The following is a 22964-nucleotide window of genomic DNA, read 5'->3' as shown; positions in this document are numbered from 1 at the left end:
AATAGGATCGGTAATTAAACGGATTTGAGAACGCATCTATTATCTTTGGCAAAAAATCAATTCATGATTCGTTTCGAGCAAAATTTTTCGCTGAAAGCATACAACACATTTGGTATCGAGGCTACGGCCCGATATTTTTTTGAATTTACCGAATTTGAAGATCTACCTTACTTTTTAGCCAATTTTCAGGAGTGGCAGAAGTTGCCCATCTTGTTACTGGGAGGTGGAAGCAATATGCTTTTTGTGGATGATTTTGACGGGGTGGTTATTCACTCCAATATTCCTGGAATAAAGCAGGTTAATGAAGATCGCAATCATGTGTGGCTGGAAGTCGGTGCAGGAGAAAACTGGGATCGGTTTGTAGCTTATTGTGTTAGCGAGTGGCATGGCGGTGTGGAGAATTTATCACTGATCCCAGGGAATGTGGGGGCAGCACCGGTCCAGAACATTGGCGCATATGGTGTGGAGGTTTGCGATTACATTGAAAGTGTGAAAGGTTTCGATCTGAAGACTTTTGAGGCCTACGATATTCCGGCGGCTGAGTGTCGGTTCGGCTATCGCGACAGTGTATTTAAACATGAGCTGAAGAACCGCTTTATTGTGACCTCTGTTGTTTTTCGCCTCGATAAATTCATTGAATACAAATTGGATTATGGTGATTTACGAGCTGAGGTTGAGAAAAGAGGAGGGGAGAACATCCACTTTGTTCGCGACGCGGTGATTGCAATTCGTGAATCGAAGTTACCTGATCCGGAGGTTTTGGGAAACGCAGGGAGCTTCTTCAAAAATCCGATTGTAGAGAGCGATTTCGCAGAAAAACTGAAAAAGCAATTTCCTCAAATACCTGTTTACCCGGCCGGTGAGGGCAAGAATAAGTTAGCAGCCGGTTGGTTGATCGATCAATGTGGATTGAAAGGATATCGGGTTGGCGATGCCGCAGTGCACGAAAAGCAGGCTTTGGTGTTAGTCAATCACGGTGCAGCTACCGGGAATGAAATTTACGAATTGGCCAAACACATTCAGAACTCCGTTCACGAACGGTTTCAGGTAGCATTGGAGCCCGAAGTCAATATGATCGGAATCTAATCTTTTTTATCTTTTTTGCTGATGTTTGGCGTCACTCGAATGATAGTAGCGCCTGGATTCTGCACGTCTTCATCGTAGGTATTCTCGTTCCCGGTTCTTTTCGTCGGGTCAACCAGAATCTGTTCCTTGATGTCCTGGTTTAATTGATCCATGCTTTGTTCCAGATTCGAGCGTTGCTTCTCTTCGTCGTATGTTGTAATCGGGTTGACCATGTAGGTACGGTAGGTAACGTAAATATGGGCCTTATTGAGATAAGTCGGAACAACATTCACCACTTTCGGTGCCATCGAAACGTGATTTACCATCAGGGAGTCGCCGGCTTCAACAGCCATTTTAAAATAACCGGAATGATCGGTCGCTACAATTTTCGATGTTCGGTAGTTAATTAAAAAAGCGCCTTCCAACGGGAGGGAATCTTGCGAATAAACATATCCGTCGTACACAAAAGATTGCGAAGTTGTATTTTGACAGTAAGCGATCGCATTGATCGATAGAAGAGTGATCAGGATTAGAACCAGCCTTTTCATTTTTGAGGGTATTACCGTAGTTTCTATGTCTAATTTATATTAACGTTGGTTGAATTCAAAGGTTTTAAACGGATTCTTTTTTTAACGGTTTATCTTCTTCTCTTGAAGAGCCCGAACAGATCACTCAGTGATACTGTCAAACCCGGGTTGAACTCGTCTGGATTGTAGGGATTTAACCTGACGGATCTGGCTCTATCCGGGTGGTAGCCCAGCGATCGGAGTTCTGCATATAATTTTTCCATGTTGTGTTCGAAGTTCTTCATTTCGTACGAATAGGAATTGCTAATGACCGGACGAATCATGTAAGTACGGTATGCCACTTCAATTTTTTGCTTTTTGGTGGGCGATTCACCAACATGAACAATTTGCGGAGCCAATGAAAGGTGATTTATCATAAGCGAATCACCCGGTTGGGCAAAAGTCTTAAAATAACCAGTGCTATCGGTTGCCACAATCTTCATGGTCCGGTAGTTAATCAGGAAAGCATTTTCCACCGGAATACTGTCTTCAAGTAGTAAATATCCGTCGAACGCCACCAGCTTGGGCGTATCTTCAACCTGGGCAAAAACTTTGGCTGCGGAGAAGCAAAGTATGATTACAACTATGGGGCGCATATTTTTTATGCAAACATAGCCCGATAGTCTGTTAAGGTAAACTAATGTTAGCTAAATAGAATCAACTTGTGTTAAAGGATGTTTACTCGAAAATCTTATTCTCGTTTAAGGCATTCCTGTATTTGGCAGCATTGGCATTGTGCTGCGCTAAAGTACGGGCAAAATTGTGGTAACCTGAGAAATCTTCGCGGGCACACATGTACAGGTATTTGTTGTTGTCAGCATGCAACACGGCTTCAATGCTCGATACTTCCGGGAAATTAATCGGGCCGGGAGGGAGGCCGGCAAATTTGTAGGTGTTGTAGGGCGAATCAATTTCAAGATGCCTGGTCAGGATTCGCTTGATGCCGAAATCACCCAGGGCAAATTTAACCGTCGGATCAGCCTGCAAAAGCATGCCTTTGTGAATCCGGTTCAGGTAAAGTCCGGCAACAATTGGTTTTTCATCCGGCTTGATGGTTTCTTCCTGAACAATAGAGGCTAATGTAATTACCTGTACTGGTGTCAGTCCAAGCGAGTCAGCTTCGGCCAATCGCTTGGCGTTCCAGAAACGGTTGTACTCGGCGTGCATGCGCGACACAAATTGTTCCGGGGTTGTGGTCCAGTACATTTCGTAGCTGTTCGGGATGAACATGGCGTGAAACGAAGGTTTGTCGAAACCATATTGCTCCATGATACTTGCTGAATCCAGATAAGCGATCAACTCGGCTGAATCCGGTTCAATATACTTGGAGACTTTTCCGGCCAAATCTTCCATGAAACGGAGATTATTGAAGGTGATGGTGATTGGTTTTTGGTTACCGGCCTTCAACATATTTACCAGCGAATTGGAGTTCATTCCTTTATCGAAAATATATTTTCCGGGCTTAATAAAAGCAGGATAGTCTTTCTTGTTTGCAACCCATTTGAAAGCTTTCTCATTCTCCAGAATGTCCATTTTGCGCAGCGAATCAAGAACTTGTTCGAAACTTGCGTCGTAAGGAATAGTAATGCTGCCGGGACTCTTGACGTTCTCTTCAAAGATGTAGTTAAAAAGGCGGTAGCCGTACAACCCAACCGCAACAAAAGCGATTGCAAAAATGACAATAATGAGCTTGTTTAATTTGGGAAAAAGCATCAGGCGATTGCGCGTATTCAGTTCCATGTTTTCAATTTTGTCCTGCAAAAATAAACTTTTCTGAGAAACTCAATCCGTGTAAGCTTTTCTTTAAGTTTAGTCGTTAAATCAAAAGGGAAAAAGACTGAATTAATTCAAATTAGCTATTTTCGTGAACTCAATAAAAATCAACTCAAAAAAACTTTAAATATGCATCAGGTAAAACTAGCTGACAACATTTATTATTTGGGCTATAATGACCGCAGAACAAACCTGTTCGAAAATATCTGGCCGATTCCTCACGGCGTTTCCTATAACTCTTATTTGATTGACGACGAGAAAGTTGCCTTGGTTGACACGGTTGAACGTGCCTACATTGACGACTATTTGGAAGACATCGATGCAATTCTGGGAGGACGCCCGGTTGATTACCTGGTGATTAACCATATGGAGCCGGATCACTCGGGTGCGTTGCGTGCCATTGTGATGAAATATCCGAACATCACCCTGGTTGGAAATAAAAAGACTTTCGGTTTTGTTGAATCATTCTACATGAAGCCGGTTAATACGCTGGAAGTACACGATGACTCAACTTTGGAACTGGGAAAAACAAAACTTCAGTTTCAAACCATTCCAATGGTTCACTGGCCCGAAACAATGGTGAGCTACGAAGAAACCAACAAAATCCTCTTCTCGGGTGATGCTTTTGGTAGTTTCGGAACTTTGGACGGTGGTGTTTTCGATGATGAGATCAACCTCGAATTTTACAAAGACGACATCATGCGTTACTTTACCAATATCGTTGGTAAGTACTGTCCGCATACGCAACGCGCGATCAAAAAATTGTCGCCACTGGATATTAAAATGATTGCAGCTACTCACGGTCCAATCTGGCGTACCAACCTGGATTGGGTGCTTAGCCGTTACAACAAGTGGAGCACCTACACGACTGAACCTGGTGTTGTGGTGGTTTACGGTTCAATGTATGGTAACACGCAGAAGATGGCCGAAGTTATTGCCCGCCAGTTGTCTGTTCGCGGGATTAGAGATATCCGTGTTTACGATGCTTCGAAGACACACAAATCCTATATTATCAACGATATCTTCCGTTACAAAGGATTTATTGTTGGTAGCTGTGCTTACAACAACGCGATGTTCCCGAATGTGGAAAACCTGATTACAACAGTTGAACACATGGGCGTGCGCGATCACTTGCTGGGCGTTTTCGGAAGTTTTGCATGGAACGGTGGCGGTGTTAAAAACCTTATGAAATTTGCAGACAGCTGTGGTTGGGACCTGGTTGCCGATCCGGTGGAAGAAAAAGGAGCCCTGAAAGCTGAAAAATACCAACAGTGTATTGATCTTGCCAATGCGATGGCTGATCGGATTTTAGCAGAATAATTTACGAAAGCATAAGTCAAAGCCGTTGGAGTTTTCTTCAACGGTTTTTTTGTGCCCTTAAAAAAACGATTGAAAGAGGGGATAGATACAAAACAAAAGCCATCAAGGAATCTTGATGGCTTTTTTACTACTACTACTCAATTACTACTAAACAACCCCTACCCGAGGGGTATATCTTTGTTATAAGGTTATTCCGGTTTTAAAGATAGCAATTTCTTTAAAACCGCTCAATTCATGTTTCAATTTTTTTCCTTCGGCCACTGATTTTAGTTCGGCAATGAAGTCAACTAAAGTCTCATCAATTGTTTGATCTTCAACGATTCTACCTGCGTTGAAATCGATCCAATTTGATTTTTTTTCTGACAGTGGTGTGTTAGTAGAAATTTTTAATGTTGGCACAAAACTACCGAACGGTGTTCCGCGACCGGTGGTGAACAACACAATCTGGCAACCGCTGAAACCTAAAGCAGAAGCAGCAACCAGGTCGTTACCCGGAGCACAAAGCAGGTTCAAACCGTTCTTTTTGATTGGTTCTGCATATGCTAGTACGTCAGTAACGGTAGCAACACCACCTTTTTGTGTACAACCAAGTGATTTGTCTTCCAAAGTTGTGATACCTCCTTTTTTGTTACCCGGTGACGGGTTTTCGTAAACCGGAAGGTCGTGTTTCAGGTAGTATTCTTTGAAACCGTTGATCATGTCGACGGTTTTGTTGAATACTTCCTCCGTTTCCGAACGTTCCATTAACAGGTGCTCGGCACCGAACATTTCCGGAACTTCAGTCAGGATGGTGCTACCGCCCTGGGCAACAAGGAAGTCAGAGAATGCACCAACAAGTGGGTTGGCGGTGATTCCGGATAACCCGTCGGAACCACCACATTTTAACCCTACTTTCAAGGTCGAGAATGGTACATCCTCGCGCTTGTCATGACGCATTTGCTCATAGATTTCCTGAAATAATTTCAGGCCCTCTTCTACTTCATCTTCCACATCCTGAGCAACTAAGAATTTTATCCGACTGGCATCATACTCGCCGATGAATTTTTTCAAGTGATCAATCTGGTTGTTTTCGCATCCCAATCCCATTACCAGCACGCCGCCGGCATTCGGGTGATTGATTAATTGAGCCAACGCTTTTTGGGTGTTGGTGTGGTCGTCGCCAAGCTGAGAACATCCGTAGCTGTGTTTAAACACCTGCACGTTGTCGATGTCTGTCGGGTTATTTTGTTCTTTGAAAAGCTGAATAATCTGTTCGGCCTGTCCGTTCACACAACCCACAGTCGGAACAATCCACAACTCGTTACGGATTCCCACATTACCATTGCTGCGCTTAAATCCTTTGTAAGTCAGCGATTGGTTTTGGTAGGCAACCTCGTTCAACTTTTGGTTGAACTCGTAACACATAGTTCCCGACAAGTTGGTTTTTGCGTTTTGGACGTGCACGTAATCGCCCGGTAAAATTGCAGAAGTCGCGTGTCCGATCGGAGCGCCGTATTTTACGATGTCTTTTCCTTCAGCAATCTCTGCGATAGCAATTTTATGCCCGCGGGGCACATCGTTCAGAATTTCTAATGGTGTGCCTTCCAAGTCAATTATTTCTCCCTTGCTAAAATCCTTCAACGCAATAATGACATTGTCCAGCGGGTTAATTTTGATGTAATTTGCCATTTTACCGGTCGTTTATTTTTTATTGATTATTAATTATTAGCTACTTCTTGTTTAGCTTTTTCTTCGATCGTGATTTTCATCAATGGGTTGTTGGCATCCAATACTGCTTTGACAGCTTTTTTCATACCAACTTGCTGAATCAGGAATAAGTAGTGACTAACAGTCAATGTCAGGTTTGGAACATTATTCAGGTCTTGTTTCCAAACTTTTTCCAATTTCAATACTTTTTCAACCAATTGGTAAATTGAAATCGGACGTCCGTCGCATTCAGCCCAAGCTTCTTTGTAGAAATCCAAAATCCATTGGTCATCCTGTACGGTGTAAGTATTTCCTTCAGTTTCTCCTTTGAAGTATGAAATCATTGCAGCCAGCGAGAAAACCAATTTTTGTGGTAACATGCCGTGTTTTTCAGCGAAACCTAACAATGAAGGAAGGTTACGTGTTTCCCATTTCGACATCGCGTTCAAAGCGATACTTTGCCACAGGTGACGGATGAATGGGTTTGAGAAACGTTCCAGGATTTTGCCGGCAAATTTTTGCAATTCTTTTTCAGTACCGTCCAATACCGGAAGAACTTCTTCGTAAACCATTTCTTTCATGAAGTTACCAACTTCCAAACTTTCGTAAGCTTCGCGAACAGTTTCAATACCATACAGGTACGATACTGCGTAGCTACCAGTGTGACATCCGTTCAGTACAGCAACTTTTTGCTCGCGGAAGCGGGTCATATCTTTTACGAATTTCACTTCCAAACCTGCTTTGTCAGCCGGGAATTCAGCAGCTACCCATTCCGGACCTTCAATTACCCATAAGTGGAAATACTCGCCAACTACAACCAGGTTGTCTTCGTAACCCAATTCAGCTTGAATATCCTTGATATCATCTTTCGGGAATCCGGGAACGATGCGGTCAACTAGTGTGTTACAGAAAGCACAAGCTGTGTTTACCCAGTTGATGAAGTCAGCACCAAGGTTCCAGTTTTCAGCGTGTTTCAGTACATATTTTTTCAAAATGTCGCCGTTGCGGTCGATCAATTCGCAAGTGAAGAAAATCAAACCTTTGTCGGCAGCACCTTCGAACGCTTTGAAACGTTCGTACAACAGGGCAGTAACTTTACCCGGGAACGAGTTTTGAGGTTGCATATCCAACTTGTCGTTTTCGTCCCAGCTGATACCAGCTTCAGTTGTGTTTGAAACAACAAAACGCAATTCCGGATTCAGGATCGCAGCTTTGTAAACTTCAAACTCAGTGTAAGGATTGATTCCTTTATTAATACATTGAATGAATTCAAATTCTTTTACTGGTTTACCTTCTTTGATACCTTTCAGGTAAACGTGGTAAAGACCATCTTGCTTGTTCAGCAAATCAACCATTCCGTTCGGAAGCGGTTGTACTACATCGATACCTGCATTGAAGTCGATCTCGTTGTTCATTTTTTGAACGATCCAATCAACAAAAGCACGTAAAAAGTTTCCTTCTCCAAATTGTAAGATGCGACTTGGGTATTTCGCAGCATTTTCAACGTTTGTTCTATTCAGTTCCATGTTCTTGGTTTATTTTTTTAATTCTTCCGTTTTCGTACACGGGATTCATGTTAAAAAAATCGTGTTCGTACACGATATTGTCTGCGAATGTAGAAAAAATATTTATTTTCCGTGTAATAGTGAGTTGTTAAATTTTTTAAACGATTGAAAGTCAAGTGATAAGTTAAGTGCTTTTTGTTCATTTCAGAAACAAGGGAGATGGTTGTAAGTAGCTCGTATTAAAAAGATTATAAAATCGGATATTTTGGTGTCTTTTTTTCGTGGTTTTTACCGTGTAGAATGATTTTAAATTAGTCGGTAAAAGTCGCAGTTTAGATTAAATTTACATGACAGGAATAAATCGGAAATGCGAAAAAACATTGTAGTGATAACCGGAGGTCCCGGATTTGGAAAATCAAGTTTGATCGAAGCGTTGTCTGTAAAAGGTTTTCAGGTCGGTGGCGAAGCAGCTCGGGAAATAATCGGCGAGCAGATGGAAACTGGGGGAGAGACTTTACCCTGGAAAAATAGGCGCGCGTTTCAGCAGGCCGTTTCCCAACGGCGGATTGACTTTTGGGAGTCGGTTGATGGCGTGGATTGGGCTTTCGTCGATCGGGGAATTCCGGATCAGCTCGCTTTTGCTTCGTTTCGAGGTTTCGAGCCCTCCGCAATATTAAAGTCACTGGCTTCGGAATATCAGTATTTCCCGGTTGTTTTCATTTGTCCTCCCTGGAACGAAATCTATGTTCAGGATGAAGTTCGAACCGAGTCGTTTGACGAAGCCTGTCGGATCCATGAAATGATTTGTAAAACGTACAATGATTTGGGATACCGGCTGGTTGATGTTCCACTTTGCTCGTTGGAGGAAAGATGTGCCTTCATTTTGAGTGAATTGAAACTGAGTTCGGGAATTAATCAGTAATTTAAACGCAAAGTTTATTCACCCCCGGCGAACACGCTGGTAAAACCAATAGATTATGAAATTTTCGAGAAGAGGCTTTTTAAAGAGCTCTGCAGTTCAGGCAGCGGGAATTGCTGCTATCCCGATGATTGTTTCCGAAACGGTGAGCGCTTCGCCCAAGAAGAAAGCAGAAGAACTTTCGACTGGTGACGTGATTCTTTTTCAAGGTGATTCAATTACCGATGCCGGGCGGAATCGGGAGCGCCAGCTTGCAAACGACGCAAGTTCTTTTGGAACCGGCTATGCCCTGATGGCAGCCGCTTCAATATTGGAACAAAACCCGGAAGAGCAATTGAAGATTTATAACCGTGGAATTAGCGGGAATAAGGTTTACCAGCTTGCAGATCGCTGGCAAGAGGATTGCCTGGATCTGAAACCTGCGCTGCTGAGTATTCTAATCGGAGTGAATGACTATTGGCACAAGCGCAACGGAAAATACGATGGTACGGTTGAGGTTTACGAGACTGACTTTAGGGCATTGCTGAAGCGAACTTTGGATTCATTCCCCAATGTAAAACTGGTCGTTTGCGAACCCTTTTCGATTGATGGCGGCACTGCTATTGGCGAAGGTTGGCAAGATGAGTTTACGCCTTACCGCGAAGCTGCCAAACGAATTTCCGACGAATTTAAAACAGCTTGGGTACCTTACCACACACTATTCAAAGAGGCATTGAAACATGCACCTGCTGCCTATTGGTCTCCCGATGGTGTTCATCCATCGATGGCGGGCGCGCAGCTGATGGCCCAGGCCTGGCTGAAAGTTGTTTTTGGTTAATCGAATATCGACACTGAAATGAAATAAAAAAGGCCGGAATATCCGGCCTTTCTCTTTATCGTTATCGGGCAATTATGCCATCACTAACAATTCTTTTACCTGGTTGTAGACGTTTTGTCCGTTGAACCCAAGTTTTTCGTCCAGTACCGTGTAAGGAGCCGAGAATCCGAATGATTCCAGACCGAACACTTTACCATCAGCGCCAACCAATCCTTCCAAAGTTACAGGCAAACCGGCAGTCATACCGAATTTTTTGATACCTGCAGGAAGAACTTCAGCTTGGTATTCTGCACTTTGTGAGCGGAATAAACCTTCAGAAGGAACAGACACGATGCGACATTTCACACCGTCTTTTCCCAAAAGTTCAGCTCCGGCAACCAATGTGCTCACTTCTGAACCACTGGCCAACAAGATCACATCTGGCGTTCCTTCGCAATCAGTTACGATGTAAGCACCTTTTTCAGCTTGCAAAGCTTCGCTGTAGCGATCTCCTTTTGAAGGCAGGTTGGTGATATTTTGACGAGACAAAATCAACGCAGTTGGAGTTGAAGTATTTTCCAAAGCCAGTTTCCATGAAGCTGTTGTTTCTTCACAGTCGGCCGGACGCAATACCAACATTGAGTTTTGTCCGTGGTGGTTTTTCAGTTTTTCCATCAGACGGATTTGAGCTTCTTGCTCAACCGGCTGGTGAGTAGGACCATCTTCACCCACGCGGAATGCGTCGTGTGTCCATACATATTTAACTGGTAACTGCATCAAACCGGCCAGACGGGCTGCTGGTTTCATGTAGTCGGAGAATACAAAGAAGGTTGCACAAACCGGGATTACACCGCCGTGCAATGCGATACCGTTCATCACAGCGGCCATTGTTAACTCAGCTACACCAGCTTGCAGGAATGAACCGCTGAAATCACCTTTTTTGAATGAAGTTGTTTTCTTCAGGAAGCCGTCTGTTTTGTCTGAGTTTGACAAGTCGGCAGAAGAAACGATCATGTTTTCAACTTCACCGGCAAAAGCAGCCAATACAGCTGATGAAGCGGCACGGGTTGCAGAATTTGCTTTTTGAGTGATTTTGCTGAAATCGAAATCAGGTGTTTCTTTCGAGAAGAATTTCTCGAATTTAGCAGCCAATTCCGGATTTGCTTTTGCCCATTCAGCTTGCGCCGCTTTTTTCTCGGCAGCAGCAGCGATCAATTCTGCTTTGCGGGCATCGAACATCGCTTGTACTTCGTCGAAAATAACGAATGCGTTTTCAGGATCACCACCAAGGTTAACGATGGTTTTTTCCAGTGATGCACCAGCTTCACCCAACGGCATACCGTGAGTAGCACATTTACGTTCGTAGTTTGCACCTTCAGCTGTAACAGCACCTTTGCCCATAATTGTTTTACCAATGATCAGGGTTGGTTTGTCAGCTTCTGCGTGAGCTACGTGCAATGCACCACGGATTGCTTCAATATCGTTTCCTTCGATGGTCAAAACTTTCCATCCCCAGGATTCATATTTTTTAGCAGTGTCTTCGTTGGTTACCTCGTTGGTTTCAGTCGACAACTGGATGTCGTTTGAATCGTAGAACATGATCAGGTTGCTCAATCCCAGGTGACCAGCCAAACGTCCGGCTCCTTGAGAGATTTCTTCCTGAACACCACCATCCGAGATGAATGCGTATGTTTTGTGGGCCATCCACTCGCCGAAACGAGCTACAAGGAAACGCTCAGCAATGGCGGCACCAACAGCCATTGTGTGTCCTTGTCCAAGAGGTCCCGATGTGTTTTCAACACCGCGAGCCACGTCTACTTCCGGGTGACCCGGAGTTACGCTGCCCCATTGTCTGAAGTTTTTCAAATCGTCCATGCTGTAAGTTCCGGTCAACGACAGGATAGAGTACAACATCGGAGACATGTGTCCCGGATCCAGGAAGAAACGGTCACGGTTGGCCCAAGTCATATCGCTCGGGTCATAATTCAAAAATTCAGAAAATAAAACACTTACAAAATCAGCACCGCCCATGGCACCACCCGGGTGGCCGGATTTCGCTTTCTCAACCATAGCTGCAGACAAAATACGTACGTTATCAGCAGCTCTTTCAATCAACTTGTTACTCATGATTTAATTAATTTTTTTGCCAGAAATTTGATCTATGATTTTTGACGATAAATGCAAATTTAAAATAATTCCCGGATAAAGAAGTCTTAAAAAAAAGATACCGGTACTTTTCGCGTGATTGCTTAAGATACCGGTATCCGAATAAGATTTATCGAGTCAACATTATGGCAGGATGCGAACCATGATGATTCCTTCGATGCTTTTCAGCTTGTCTGCTAAGTCAGCACCAGGGCATGAGCCGTCAAGGTCGATAATGTTGTAAGCAATGTCTGCTCTGTTTTTATTCAACATGTTGGCAATGTTCAAACCTTCAGAAGCCAGCAGGCTTGAGATTTGGCTTACCATTGTCGGGATGTTTTTGTTGGCAATCACCAAACGAGGAGAACCTGTGCGGTCCATTGTTGCTTCAGGGAAGTTTACTGAGTTCACAATGTTACCGTTTTCAAGGTAGTCGCGAACCTGGTCAACAGCCATGATGGCACAGTTGGTTTCCGATTCTTCAGTTGATGCTCCCAGGTGAGGAATTGGGATCACATTTTTCATTTTCAAGGTAGCTTCGTCCGGGAAGTCAGTTACGTAGCAACCTACTTTTCCTGATTCCAAAGCAGCAGCCATATCAGCAGTGTTTACCAGACCACCACGGGCAAAGTTCAGGATGCGAACACCGTTTTTCATCATCTTGATTTTGTCCTTGTTGATGTAGCCTTTTGTTTCTGCTGTTTGCGGAATGTTGATCGTTACGTAGTCAGCGCTGGCCAACAACACTTCGATGCCTTCAGCACGTTTCACATTACGGCTCAAACGCAAAGCTTGTTTTACCGAAAGGTAAGGGTCGTAACCCAAAACTTCCATGCCCAATGCCTGTGCAGCGTTAGCGATCAAAACACCGATAGCACCCAGACCGATAACAGCCAAACGTTTGCCACGGATTTCGTTTCCACCGAAGTTTTTCTTGCCGGCTTCAACCAATGCAGGAACTTCGTCGCCTTTGCCAATCAGGGTTTTTGCCCATTCGATACCCGGTGCAATACCGCGTGCCGATAAAAGCATTCCCGCAATTACTAATTCTTTTACTGCGTGAGCGTTTGCTCCCGGTGTATTGAAAACGACGATACCGTTTTCTGTGCATTTTTCGATTGGAATGTTGTTTACCCCAGCTCCGGCACGGGCAATCGCTTTCAGCGACTTTGCAAGCTCCATGTCGTGCATTGCCTGACTGCGCACAACAATTGCGTCAGGATTCGAAAACTCGCTGGCAATTTCGTATTGATCCAGCGGAAAATTTTGCAACCCTTTTGGGTCAATCTTATTTAAGGTTTGAATCTTAAACATGTGTGTATAATTTAGAAAAGTGCCTAATAATAATTCGATTTTTTAAAGCATGACAAAGATCACAATATTATTGAAGAAATGGTCATTCGTGATTGATTTTTTGACGAATTTGAAATGATGCTAACAATTTTTTTAAGTTTTTATTTCTGAAAATTCGCCATTAATACGAAATCATAAGTTCAGTTTTTTGAGGATACGGGAAAAGCGTTTTTTGGATTTGTTCCGGAGTAGAATTGATAGGAAATGAGGAGGCTTTTGAAGGGCCTTTATTTGCTTTTTCGCCAGCCTTCCATCGATCGGACGGTCGACTCAACGCCCTTGTTCACAAACTTAACTTCCTGGATGGAGTAGAAAGCATTCGGGTTGTAGGTACGAATGGTTTCAATTACCTCGGCAATGTCAACCCGCTTGATAATGGAATAGATAACAGCCACCTTTTCATTCGCTCCGTAAGCATCGTGGTAGGTTATTCCGTAACCTTTGGCCTTAAGTTTGGCAATCAGGTTGTCGGCGTTGGTGCGGGTTATAATTTGAAGGTGAACGATACCAACCGCTAGTTTTTCTTCCAGAATCAACCCGATGTAATTGCCTGCAGCGAAACCAGCACCGTAGGCAACATAAGCCACCCAGTTGTCGATGTTCTGAATGATTTTACTCATGGTCACCAGCCAGATGATGACCTCGAAGAATCCGAGTAGGGGAGCGATCCGTTTCTGACCTTTGGAAACCATCACGATTCGGAGGGTTCCTACAGTTACATCGCTGATGCGTGCCAGCACAATCAGGACGGGCAAAACCAGGTACGAAAACAGGTCGCTATGATAAAAGTCAGTCATTTGGTCAGCGCTGAATTTTTTGCGAATATAAAGCAATTCTATTCAATTAAACAAAAAGCGCGTGTTATATTTGGATGATAGAAATGCTTTGGCCTTGGTTGTGAGTTTGTTAATGAGAAAGCATTTGAGGGCACCACTACCCCTCGTCTTAGCTTTAGCGGTGACGAGGGGTTTGCTACTGGGCGTTTGTAACGCCCGTTAGCAGATATGTTGTACTGCTGAGTATTTTGCCATATATTGTTGCTAAAAATGTCTGCCGATAACTATTTTATCACCGATCAAAATGCCGTTTACTTTTTAACATTCACAGTTGAAGATTGGATCGATGTGTTTACGCGAAAGGAATATAAAGTTGTCATAGCCGATTCGTTTAATTACTGCATCGAAAATAAAGGTTTGGAGGTATATGCCTGGTGTCTGATGTCAAATCACGTTCATTTGGTTTGTCGGGCAAAGGAAGGTTTCAGAATAAGTGATATCATCCGGGATTTTAAAAAGTTTACAGCCAAAAGCATTTTGAAGATGATAGAGAAAGAAACGGAAAGCAGAAAAGAGTGGATGCTTTACCGTTTCCGGTATGCGGGCAAGTTTGATAACCGGGTGAAAACATACAAATTTTGGCAGGAAACTAACCACGCTATTTTGTTGGATAATTCAAATTTGATTGACCAACGGATTAATTATACACACGAAAATCCGGTCAGGGCAATGATCGTTTACCGAGCAGAAGAGTATCTTTATAGTTCGGCCAGAGACTATGCAGGGGAAAAAGGATTTGTGCATGTTCGAACCACCATGTAAAGTGAGTTACAAACTCAATACAGCTAGCCCCTCGTTACCGCTAGCGCTCAAACGAGGGGCAGGTGAGTACAGAGCTTCTAACCTGCTTTTTTAAGGCGCTAACCTGGGGTACGGCCTTGCTACCCCACTTTATTAACGTGCTAACCCGGGGTACGGAGGTTCTAACCCGTTTTTTTGCCTCGCCAACCTACTTTTTAAAGTCTCTAACCAAGGTTAGAAGGTTGCTAACCTACTTTTTTGAGTTCCCAACCCGGGTTGGAGAGTCTCGAACCTGTTTTTTTGCCTTGCCAACCCGGGTTAGAAAGGCTCGAACTTACTTTTTTAATGTCCTACCCCTGCTGATACGGAACTGTGACTCGTGGCTTGCTTGCTAAAAACAATTGAGGGCTTCACCCGGAAGTGAAACCCTCAATATAGTGTCGTTTTTGTCTACCTAAAATTCGCTGGTGAAATGGAACTTGATATCCTTGAATTCGTCCTGAGCCATTTGCAGGATGAAGCCCGAGTCGGCCATAAACACGTCACGGCCACGTTTGTCAACGGCCATTTTCTGGTGTTTCCGTTTTTTGAATTCAGTCAGCATTTTTTGGTCGTCACACTCAATCCAGCAGGCTTTGTGCATCGGTAGTGTTTCGAAGCGACATTTTGCGCCGTATTCGTGCTCCAAGCGGTATTGGATTACTTCGAACTGAAGCTGTCCAACCGTTCCGATAATTTTACGGCCGTTGAACTGGCTGGTGAACAACTGGGCAACACCTTCTTCCATCAACTGGTCAACTCCTTTTGCCAACTGCTTCGATTTCATCGGGTCGGCATTCTCGATGTAGCGGAACATTTCGGGGCTGAAACTTGGCAAGCCTTTGAAATGCACGTCCTCGCCCGAAGTAATGGTGTCGCCAATAATCAGGTTGCCGGTATCAGGCACCCCGATGATATCGCCCGGGAATGCTTCGTCAATCACTTCTTTTTGAGAAGCCATGAAAGCGGTTGGGCTCGAAATCCGCATGTTTTTGCCGGTACGAATGTGTTTGTAAACGGCGTTCCGCTCGAAACGGCCCGAGCAAATTTTCACAAAGGCAATCCGGCTGCGGTGGTTCGGGTCGATGTTGGCGTGGATCTTAAAGACAAATCCGGTCAAGCCTTCTTCCTCCGGGTTGATTTCACGCTCTTCTGAGAAGCTTGGTTTCGGGCTTGGTGCAATCTCCACGAAAGCATCCAGCAACTCCTGAACCCCGAAGTTGTACAAGGCTGACCCGAAGAAAACAGGAGCTAGTTCGCCTGCCAGGTAGGCTTCGCGATCGAATTCCGGGTAAACGCCTTCAACCAGTTCCAGCTCTTCACGCAATTCAATGGCGTCGTTTCCAATGTGGTTTTCCAGTGTCGGATCATTCACATCTTCGAACTTGATGGCCGGTTGAATTTCCTGAACATCGGCATCAAAAAGATTCAGACTTCTCTTGTAAATATTATATACTCCTTTAAAATCGGCACCACTGTTGATTGGCCAACTCAAAGGACGGGTTTTCAATTTCAGCTGTTCCTCAATCTCGTCAAGCAAGCTAAAGGTATCGCGCGACGGACGGTCGAGTTTGTTGATGAACACCATGACCGGCGTTTTGCGCATACGGCAAACATTCATCAGTTTTTCCGTTTGAGGTTCCACCCCTTTGGCGGCGTCAATCACGATAATTACGCTGTCGACGGCGGTCAGTGTCCGGAAAGTATCTTCCTGGAAATCCTGGTGACCCGGCGTATCCAGAATGTTGACTTTGTAATCGCGGTACTCGAACCCCATAACCGATGTGGCCACGGAAATACCACGCTGGCGCTCAATTTCCATGAAGTCGGAAGTAGCTCCTTTTTTTATCTTGTTGCTTTTTACAGCCCCGGCAACACGAATCGCTCCACCAAAAAGCAGCAATTTTTCAGTCAATGTGGTTTTCCCGGCATCCGGGTGACTAACAATACCGAACGTTCTGCGACGTTTAATTTCTTCTTTAAAACCCATAAACGGTGATTTATTTTTGCGTTGTGTTGCGCTTTTCAGCAAAAACAACAACACAGCATTCTATAGCTCAAAATTTTGAGCTGCAAAAATAGAACTTTTTAAAGAAAAGAAATAGCTTTCGTCAGCCTTTAATTTACAGCTTTGGAAACCCGTTTCCAGAAAAGTTTATGGAATTTGTAGCCGTCTTTCCCAATCATTTGGTGATAGGTCTCGGGGATGTCGCGCGGCGAAAATTTGTACTGTTCTTTGTCTTCGTAAAGTGAGGAAACCTCGGGGTGGAACTGCACTCCGAAAACGTTGGGGTATTTTTTATGGCGAATACCTTCAATCACTTTGCCGTCCATAGAGCGGGCAGTAATCTCCCAGCAGTCGTTCAGGTTCTCAACAGCCTGGTGGTGCGAACTGAGCACTTTGGGCGAAATATTGCTCTTCCAGCCCACTTCTTTCTGGAAAAAGCTGCCGATTTCCAGCCTTAGCGGATGGAAGTTGAAAGACGTGAGTTGCGGATTGTCGAAGATTTCCTGCCAGTAATTGCGGTGCAGGTTATCCCGATCGAGTTGCACGATTTCCTGCGGAGTTTTCGAATTATAGAGTTCCGAGGGGATATCCTGGATCATGGTGCCGCCGGTGGCAACGTTCATCGTTTGCATGCCCAGGCAGAAACCAATCACAAAATACTTCGGGTTTCGCTCCAGAAAAGGCGTAAAATTGGGGTTTTTGTTACTCCCCAGCAAGTGAAAAACCAGAGACAGTTCCATGAGGTGTCGCTGAGGATCAGTGACTTCCGATAAGGTCTTTTCTTCGCCGTATGCTTCGGGTTGTATATCGGGCCCGCCAAAGAGGAAAACCCCTTTCGACTGGCTGAACATGATGTCGAAATTGTTGGTGAAATCGTTTGGTTCGAAAATATTGTCAATCGTTAAAGTGCCTGTAAGTCGTTGTAGGTGAAACTTTTCAAGGTTGTTGTCGCGAATGTATCGGATTGTTTGTGAATAATCATATCGCTCAGCATAAAAATAAATTCCAATAAATTCCGTTTCTCCTACAAACAGCAAACGCTTGTCGATTAAGTAACGAATAGTTTCAATATTCTCAATAGTGGGGTGTGTCAGCAGAATATATGTTTTTTCAGGATCGTAGTCCGTATTGAAGAAATTCTGTGCAAAAACCGGGGATGAGAGGAAAAAGTTAAAGATCAATAAGAATTGCAGAATGATTCTTTTGACTTTCATATTGAGCATGCTTTTAAAATTTGAACGATGAAAATAAGCTTTTTCACGGAGATCTGAAAAAAGTCGATCAGTATATTTTTATTATTATTTTTAACAGAACTAAAACATATCTAAAATCATAGAAGATGTCATTTAAACTCTTTTTTCTCAGCACTTTCAAAGGCCTTAAAAATACAGCTAAGGTAGAAAGTAAACGGGATAATCTGTGGTCTGATTATCAGTTATATATTGGCCTTCAGGATTCGGAGGATCTGAAATTGTACCAGGAACTGGACCATTTTGTAAACTCGGAAGCGTTTAAAAAAGAGCGTTCCGAAACCATGTCGATGAAGTTTGCGGGAAGCGAAGAGTCTAAATTGATCAATGAATATCAGAAGCTGGAAGCCGACAGCCAATTGAAGGATTTTTATGTAACACAGCATTCTGCCGATTTTCAAAAATACCAGCAGCTGGAGAAGAGCGACAAAATCAAAACGTTCATTCAGCTGAAGGATTACATCCAGAGTAAAAAGTACGATGCGGATAAAGCGGCTTTTAAAAGCGGTGAAGGAAAAGGCGGCGTTGCAACCTTTGAAGAAACTGAAGCTTACAAAAAATACCAGAGCTATCAGGAACTATCGAAGTCAGCAGATGTGATGTTCTGGACCGAGTTCCCGGCAGCGAAATCCTACAAGAACTACAAGGATATGGTCAACTCTCCGAAGCGGATTCGCTACGAGGAATTGAAAGCCGAGGTTGAATCAGACGCTTTTAAAGCCAAAAAGGAATTTTTGGAAGACCCGAATCGCTGGGAAAAAACAGAGGCCTATCAAAAAGAAAAGAAATACCAGGAGTTGAAAAGTGAGGAACGTTTCAAAGTTTATGAGAAATACAAGAAATCCGATGAGTTCAATTTCTTTGTGAGTCACGAACTGTTGCTGGAAGATCATTTCGAAGGCGGTAAACTGGACGAAAGCAAATGGAAACCGATTAGCCAACTGGCTGATCAGACCGTAGGGAAAAACTTTTCTAAGGCTGGCGATTTGCAGGGCTACACCAACGGTGAAAACGTTTTGCAGGATAACAGCTCGCTTAAATTGACAGTGAAGTACGAGAAAACCGATTCGTTGGTTTGGAATTTTCCGGTTGGATTCAGCCCGGTTAGTTTCGATTATTCAGCCGGTTTGCTGAGCAGCGCCGAAAGTTTCCACGCGAAAAGTGGCGTGCTGGAAGCGAAAATCAAGTACCAACCCAATAAACAGCTGGTCGATCTGTTCTACCTGTCGGACGACAAGAACAGCTATCGTTTGAATTTGCTGGAAGCCGGAACGGTTTGCCGTTTTGGTGTTAGCCAGGACAAAGGCTCGCAGCACGAATCGCTGGGAGGTCTGTCTGCCGGACAGTTCTATATTTTCAGAATTGAATGGGGCCAAGGGCACATTAGCTGGAAAATTAACAACCACGAAATTTACAGCGTTCAGCAAGCGGTGCCGGATGTCCCGCTTCGGATCAACATGAGCTCCATTGTGGTTGAACCACCGCAGGGATTGCCTCACCATTTTGAAGTTGACTGGGTACGGTTGTACCGCAAAAAATAAAAAGAGATTCACAACAAACGCGGCTAATAGCCGCGTTTGTTGAATAATACATATCCGAAACTGAAAACGACGAACCATTTGGTGCTCGCATTTTCAAAATAGTTTGCAGTTAAGCTAACCGGTCCAATCGCGGATTGGTAAACCAAACCTCCCAAGCCCATGAACTTCGTTTCACCGAAATCAAAGTCCTGATATTGCGCATAAACGTCATTGGCTTTAATTGCTTGCAGCGGAAGAAAACCGTAGCCTTCTACCCGTAAATGAAGTTGGTCGCCCAGCCTTAAAATCGATTTAAGCCCCCCGGAAACAAAACTGTTTGCTCTGAAATCGCTAATGATAAGTGATCTACTGAAGGGCGTCGGTTCAAACGAAGGTGCGGACAAAATGGAAGCCGCGTAATTTGAAAACAGATTTTTGTTGGTGTAGGTTCCTTCACCGTATACCCCCAAGGTGAACCTGTGGCTTAGCGGAAGATAGTTGTCGTACAGCCCGTGAAAACGCAAGAACGAGTGTCCGTCGCTCGCGTTCGACAGGCCTGCTTCCGAGGAGGTCGTTCCCGGAGAATATTTTTCTTCGCCGGTGACAAATGTCAGACCAAGCTGGCTGGCGATTCCCTCGTCGGCAAACTGAATGTTGTTGAAACTGTTCTCTTCGAAAACAAGCGCGCTTGCAAAGGTTTTGAAAGCCGTTTCGTCGGCTTTGTCATCTTTTAATACCAGGGAGCTGAGGTAATATTTTTCATTTTCATTGTTGAAGCTACTCCGAAGCATTAATTTACCTCGTGTACCAACGGGAACTCCTAGCTCAAAACGCAGGTTATTTTCATCCAAGACGACGGTTGGTAGTGAGGCTGTGGGGAAAAAGAATTCACTTTCGGTGGGGTAGTATTCCCATCGGTTAAAGGTAAGGTAACCCGACAGATACATCGGTAATTTTGACGGAAAGTCAATTCTTCCTCCAACTTTCACCGAGTTGTAAAAACGCCCGAAATAAATGTTAGTACTCAACGTGTAGGCTCGGTTTTTAAAGAAACGATAATCGAGACTCAGAAAACCCTGGTTGATCGGCTTGGTGGATACATTGCCGCCTATTTGAATTTCCATCTGATTATTCGGTTTTACGCGAAGGTGAAGGTCGAAAAATCCGGTGTGCGGGTTATAAAAAGATACCGGCCGTATTGACTTGATTTGCGGATCGGATACCAGTTTAAAATATTGTTGACGAAGCTCCTCAATGCCAATCGTGTCGGAGCGGTGTTTCAGGTTCATGATGATATATTTCCGTTGCAGCGGATCGCGGACACCTTCAACCTGTACGTTTTGGAATTTTAATTTCGGTTTGCACTTGTTGAATTTTTCACGGCGTTTCATGACGTCGTCAATCGGTACGCGTCGGCTTATCCGTCCTTTGATGCTGTCGATTAACGCCATGGTATGGTCGTATCCTTCCTGGTCAATCTGCTCAATTTTATCAAAGTCGAGTAGCCCAATATCGTCGAAAGTTGATTCGATCAGGATTCCCTTGTCTTTCGGGATCTCGTAATCGGTTTTTTTCATCAACAGGTTTTCAATCTGTCCCATGATGTCATCTTCGCCGGGACGAGCGGCATTGCTGGCCACTTTGTGCCCGATAATGACATCCGGGTTGAAGGTGTCGAGCACGTTTTTTACCGGGAAGTTGTTAACCAATCCACCGTCGAAGACCAGAGTGCTGTCTATTTCAATGGGTTTGAAATAGAATGGTATTGTCATCGATGCTCGCACTGCTTCGCCAAGATCACCTGAGCTGAGCTGGACTTCGGTGTTGTTATAAGCATCGGTAGCTACACAGAAAAAGGGCACAAACAGCTTGTTGAAATCGTAGTTACAGGCTGCATTTGTCGTTGCGAAAAGCTCCATAAACGCAAAATCCATCTGTCCTTCGGGGATGATGTTGGTCGGAAAAATAATCTTGAGCTTGTTGTCGCGCTTTTTAACGTCGAGGCTCAGCCATGCCGGCGATTCTTCCAGCTTGCTGTAGTAGTAGCGGTACTCTTCCTGGATTTTGCCGGTTGACCAAAATTTGAACTGATCCGATTTGAAGAGCTCCTCCATTTGGTCGGGCGTGTACCCGGCAGCATACAAGCCAGCCACAATAGCTCCCATCGAAGTTCCGGCGACATAGTCGATGGGGATGTTGTTTTCCTCCAAAGCGCGGATCACTCCAATGTGAGCCAGGCCTTTAGCACCGCCGCCACTGAGTACGACGGCTACTTTTTGTGCTGAAAGTGAATGAAAAAGGAGAATGAATGTAGCTAAAAGGCAAAAGGCTCGGGTTTTCATGCTTTGGATTGTAATTTTTAGAACATGATCAAAATTATAAAAAATCATCCAAATGTGCCCGAACACAATTACGTTTTAATCGTCGACTTTGAGTTTCAGCGATTGGAATCCTTCACCTAAAATTTCGCGGGTGTCCATAACCGTGATGAACGCGTCGGGGTCGACCTGGCTGATAAACTTTTCAAGAATAGCCACTTCGCGCCGGCTGACCACGGTGTAAATAATTTGCTTTTCCTCGTTGGTGAACATGCCACGCCCCTGGAAGATGGTTCCTCCACGTTCCAGGTCTATCAATATCTTTTCTTTAATTTCTTCGTGTTTAGCCGAGATAATGAAAAGTGCTTTGTGGTAGCTTACCCCTTCCAATGTTACGTCAATTGCTTTGCCGGTGATGTAAATGGCCAGCCACGAGTAAAGAGGAATTTGCCAATCCTGGAATGCAGCCAAACCCAACAAAACAATGGCCGAGTCGACGTAGATCATCAGCTGGCCGAGTTGCATGCCGGTATATTTCGCGATGATCATGGCAATGATATCCGAGCCGCCGGATGTAGCGCGTGATTTGAAAATTAAGCCAGTACCGACGCCAATCAATACACCTCCGAAAATACAGGAGAGCAATACATCGTGAACGAGCGGCGCTTCAGCATCTATCCGCATGTAGGTAACCCAGTCGATGAAAACGGAACTAAGCACAAAACCGGCAACCGTTTTTACACCAAACCGCGGGCCTAAAATTTTAATTCCGGCAATGGTGAGCGGGATGTTAACCAGCAAACTGAATAAACCAATCGGGAAACCGTCGGGCCAGAGTTCGAACATGCCAGCTGTCAAGTAGTGAACAACAATGGCGATACCGAATAAGCCGCCGGGAACGATTTTGTGCGGGGTAATGAAAAAGACGAACCCAACCGCAAGTATGAATGAGCCAATAGTGATGTAGCTGTAGTCCTTAAACCAGCCGAGGCTGAACAGTTTTTCTTTTTGGAGGAATGGCATAGGTCAAGATTTTAGTTCCCGAAAATAGCGGATATCGCTTCAATTGCATTTGATTTTTATCACGCTTTCGGTTGTTTGTAAACTGTTTGGGTATAAAAAAA

The 22964-nt window shown here is 44.2% G+C and carries 18 protein-coding genes; 6 read left to right on the top strand and 12 right to left on the bottom strand.

Annotated features, from left to right (window positions below; translation table 11 throughout):
• Positions 1-63 precede the first annotated feature (63 nt).
• Entirely contained in the window at positions 64-1086 is a 1023-nt protein-coding gene (gene murB / locus BC643_RS23145; RefSeq protein WP_120275872.1) for a UDP-N-acetylmuramate dehydrogenase, read from the top strand.
• Here murB and BC643_RS23140 read toward each other — a convergent pair.
• The 3 genes from BC643_RS23140 to mltG all read right to left on the bottom strand — a co-directional run bounded on the left by BC643_RS23140 (position 1083) and on the right by mltG (position 3371).
• A complete protein-coding gene (locus BC643_RS23140) occupies positions 1083-1613 on the bottom strand; it encodes a hypothetical protein (RefSeq protein ID WP_120275848.1) in 531 nt (176 codons plus the stop codon). The genes murB and BC643_RS23140 overlap by 4 nt on opposite strands.
• Before the next feature lie 89 nt (positions 1614-1702).
• A complete protein-coding gene (locus BC643_RS23135; RefSeq protein WP_120275847.1) occupies positions 1703-2227 on the bottom strand; it encodes a hypothetical protein in 525 nt (174 codons plus the stop codon).
• A gap of 82 nt (positions 2228-2309) precedes the next feature.
• Positions 2310-3371, bottom strand: a complete 1062-nt coding sequence (gene mltG / locus BC643_RS23130; protein ID WP_120275846.1) for an endolytic transglycosylase MltG — start codon at positions 3369-3371, stop codon at positions 2310-2312.
• A gap of 162 nt (positions 3372-3533) precedes the next feature.
• On the opposite strand from mltG, the gene BC643_RS23125 reads away from it, so the two are divergent.
• The gene (locus BC643_RS23125; protein WP_120275845.1) at positions 3534-4724 is read left to right on the top strand and encodes an FprA family A-type flavoprotein; all 1191 of its coding nucleotides are present in this window, start codon (positions 3534-3536) and stop codon (positions 4722-4724) included.
• A 180-nt stretch (positions 4725-4904) separates the two neighbouring features.
• On the opposite strand, the gene BC643_RS23120 is transcribed toward BC643_RS23125, so the two are convergent.
• Positions 4905-6392: a UxaA family hydrolase gene (locus BC643_RS23120; protein ID WP_120275844.1), complete on the bottom strand. Its 1488-nt coding sequence runs from the start codon at positions 6390-6392 to the stop codon at positions 4905-4907.
• A gap of 29 nt (positions 6393-6421) precedes the next feature.
• Positions 6422-7936: a tagaturonate reductase gene (locus tag BC643_RS23115; protein WP_120275843.1), complete on the bottom strand. Its 1515-nt coding sequence runs from the start codon at positions 7934-7936 to the stop codon at positions 6422-6424.
• Positions 7937-8282: 346 nt separating this feature from the next.
• Between BC643_RS23115 and BC643_RS23110 the strand changes: the two genes are divergently transcribed.
• Positions 8283-8837, top strand: a complete 555-nt coding sequence (locus BC643_RS23110; protein WP_120275842.1) for an AAA family ATPase — start codon at positions 8283-8285, stop codon at positions 8835-8837.
• 55 nt (positions 8838-8892) lie between these two features.
• On the top strand, positions 8893-9651 hold the full coding sequence (locus BC643_RS23105) for an SGNH/GDSL hydrolase family protein (protein WP_120275841.1): 759 nt from the start codon (positions 8893-8895) through the stop codon (positions 9649-9651).
• Between the two features lie 72 nt (positions 9652-9723).
• Here the strand turns inward: BC643_RS23105 and BC643_RS23100 are convergent, their stop codons facing one another.
• From BC643_RS23100 to BC643_RS23090, 3 genes are all read right to left on the bottom strand, one after another.
• Positions 9724-11757, bottom strand: coding sequence for a transketolase family protein (locus BC643_RS23100; RefSeq protein ID WP_211338181.1), 2034 nt, complete (start codon positions 11755-11757; stop codon positions 9724-9726).
• A gap of 162 nt (positions 11758-11919) precedes the next feature.
• On the bottom strand, positions 11920-13089 hold the full coding sequence (locus BC643_RS23095; protein WP_120275839.1) for a phosphoglycerate dehydrogenase: 1170 nt from the start codon (positions 13087-13089) through the stop codon (positions 11920-11922).
• A 266-nt stretch (positions 13090-13355) separates the two neighbouring features.
• A complete protein-coding gene (locus BC643_RS23090) occupies positions 13356-13925 on the bottom strand; it encodes a DUF2179 domain-containing protein (protein ID WP_120275871.1) in 570 nt (189 codons plus the stop codon).
• 249 nt (positions 13926-14174) lie between these two features.
• Here BC643_RS23090 and BC643_RS23085 point away from each other — a divergent pair, with 249 nt between their 5' ends.
• Positions 14175-14726 carry an REP-associated tyrosine transposase gene (locus tag BC643_RS23085; RefSeq protein ID WP_120275838.1) on the top strand — a complete coding sequence of 184 codons (552 nt, stop codon included), beginning with the start codon at positions 14175-14177 and terminating at the stop codon, positions 14724-14726.
• A 433-nt stretch (positions 14727-15159) separates the two neighbouring features.
• Here the strand turns inward: BC643_RS23085 and BC643_RS23080 are convergent, their stop codons facing one another.
• Positions 15160-16734: a peptide chain release factor 3 gene (locus BC643_RS23080; RefSeq protein ID WP_120275870.1), complete on the bottom strand. Its 1575-nt coding sequence runs from the start codon at positions 16732-16734 to the stop codon at positions 15160-15162.
• 128 nt (positions 16735-16862) lie between these two features.
• Positions 16863-17966 (bottom strand): gamma-glutamyl-gamma-aminobutyrate hydrolase family protein, encoded by a 1104-nt coding sequence (locus BC643_RS23075; protein ID WP_170154670.1) that lies wholly within the window; start codon positions 17964-17966, stop codon positions 16863-16865.
• A 125-nt stretch (positions 17967-18091) separates the two neighbouring features.
• Between BC643_RS23075 and BC643_RS23070 the strand changes: the two genes are divergently transcribed.
• Positions 18092-19543 (top strand): glycoside hydrolase family 16 protein, encoded by a 1452-nt coding sequence (locus tag BC643_RS23070; protein ID WP_120275836.1) that lies wholly within the window; start codon positions 18092-18094, stop codon positions 19541-19543.
• 23 nt (positions 19544-19566) lie between these two features.
• Here the strand turns inward: BC643_RS23070 and BC643_RS23065 are convergent, their stop codons facing one another.
• Both BC643_RS23065 and BC643_RS23060 read right to left on the bottom strand, forming a co-directional pair.
• Positions 19567-21864 carry a patatin-like phospholipase family protein gene (locus tag BC643_RS23065; RefSeq protein WP_170154669.1) on the bottom strand — a complete coding sequence of 766 codons (2298 nt, stop codon included), beginning with the start codon at positions 21862-21864 and terminating at the stop codon, positions 19567-19569.
• 75 nt (positions 21865-21939) lie between these two features.
• A complete protein-coding gene (locus BC643_RS23060) occupies positions 21940-22863 on the bottom strand; it encodes a YitT family protein (protein WP_120275834.1) in 924 nt (307 codons plus the stop codon).
• Positions 22864-22964 lie beyond the last annotated feature (101 nt).

Origin of the sequence: Mangrovibacterium diazotrophicum, assembly GCF_003610535.1 — a bacterium.
Lineage (GTDB): Bacteria > Bacteroidota > Bacteroidia > Bacteroidales > Prolixibacteraceae > Mangrovibacterium > Mangrovibacterium diazotrophicum.
Note: the sequence above shows the minus strand (reverse complement) of the source record. Positions and strands in the feature narration are given on the sequence as shown.

Excerpts from the sequence above, each read along its gene's own strand:
- murB (WP_120275872.1), top strand. The coding sequence starts at position 64 with ATGATTCGTTTCGAGCAAAATTTTTCGCTGAAAGCATACAACACATTT.
- BC643_RS23140 (WP_120275848.1), bottom strand. The coding sequence starts at position 1,613 with ATGAAAAGGCTGGTTCTAATCCTGATCACTCTTCTATCGATCAATGCG.
- BC643_RS23135 (WP_120275847.1), bottom strand. The coding sequence starts at position 2,227 with ATGCGCCCCATAGTTGTAATCATACTTTGCTTCTCCGCAGCCAAAGTT.
- mltG (WP_120275846.1), bottom strand. The coding sequence starts at position 3,371 with ATGGAACTGAATACGCGCAATCGCCTGATGCTTTTTCCCAAATTAAAC.
- BC643_RS23125 (WP_120275845.1), top strand. The coding sequence starts at position 3,534 with ATGCATCAGGTAAAACTAGCTGACAACATTTATTATTTGGGCTATAAT.
- BC643_RS23120 (WP_120275844.1), bottom strand. The coding sequence starts at position 6,392 with ATGGCAAATTACATCAAAATTAACCCGCTGGACAATGTCATTATTGCG.
- BC643_RS23115 (WP_120275843.1), bottom strand. The coding sequence starts at position 7,936 with ATGGAACTGAATAGAACAAACGTTGAAAATGCTGCGAAATACCCAAGT.
- BC643_RS23110 (WP_120275842.1), top strand. The coding sequence starts at position 8,283 with ATGCGAAAAAACATTGTAGTGATAACCGGAGGTCCCGGATTTGGAAAA.
- BC643_RS23105 (WP_120275841.1), top strand. The coding sequence starts at position 8,893 with ATGAAATTTTCGAGAAGAGGCTTTTTAAAGAGCTCTGCAGTTCAGGCA.
- BC643_RS23100 (WP_211338181.1), bottom strand. The coding sequence starts at position 11,757 with ATGAGTAACAAGTTGATTGAAAGAGCTGCTGATAACGTACGTATTTTG.
- BC643_RS23095 (WP_120275839.1), bottom strand. The coding sequence starts at position 13,089 with ATGTTTAAGATTCAAACCTTAAATAAGATTGACCCAAAAGGGTTGCAA.
- BC643_RS23090 (WP_120275871.1), bottom strand. The coding sequence starts at position 13,925 with ATGACTGACTTTTATCATAGCGACCTGTTTTCGTACCTGGTTTTGCCC.
- BC643_RS23085 (WP_120275838.1), top strand. The coding sequence starts at position 14,175 with ATGTCTGCCGATAACTATTTTATCACCGATCAAAATGCCGTTTACTTT.
- BC643_RS23080 (WP_120275870.1), bottom strand. The coding sequence starts at position 16,734 with ATGGGTTTTAAAGAAGAAATTAAACGTCGCAGAACGTTCGGTATTGTT.
- BC643_RS23075 (WP_170154670.1), bottom strand. The coding sequence starts at position 17,966 with ATGAAAGTCAAAAGAATCATTCTGCAATTCTTATTGATCTTTAACTTT.
- BC643_RS23070 (WP_120275836.1), top strand. The coding sequence starts at position 18,092 with ATGTCATTTAAACTCTTTTTTCTCAGCACTTTCAAAGGCCTTAAAAAT.
- BC643_RS23065 (WP_170154669.1), bottom strand. The coding sequence starts at position 21,864 with ATGAAAACCCGAGCCTTTTGCCTTTTAGCTACATTCATTCTCCTTTTT.
- BC643_RS23060 (WP_120275834.1), bottom strand. The coding sequence starts at position 22,863 with ATGCCATTCCTCCAAAAAGAAAAACTGTTCAGCCTCGGCTGGTTTAAG.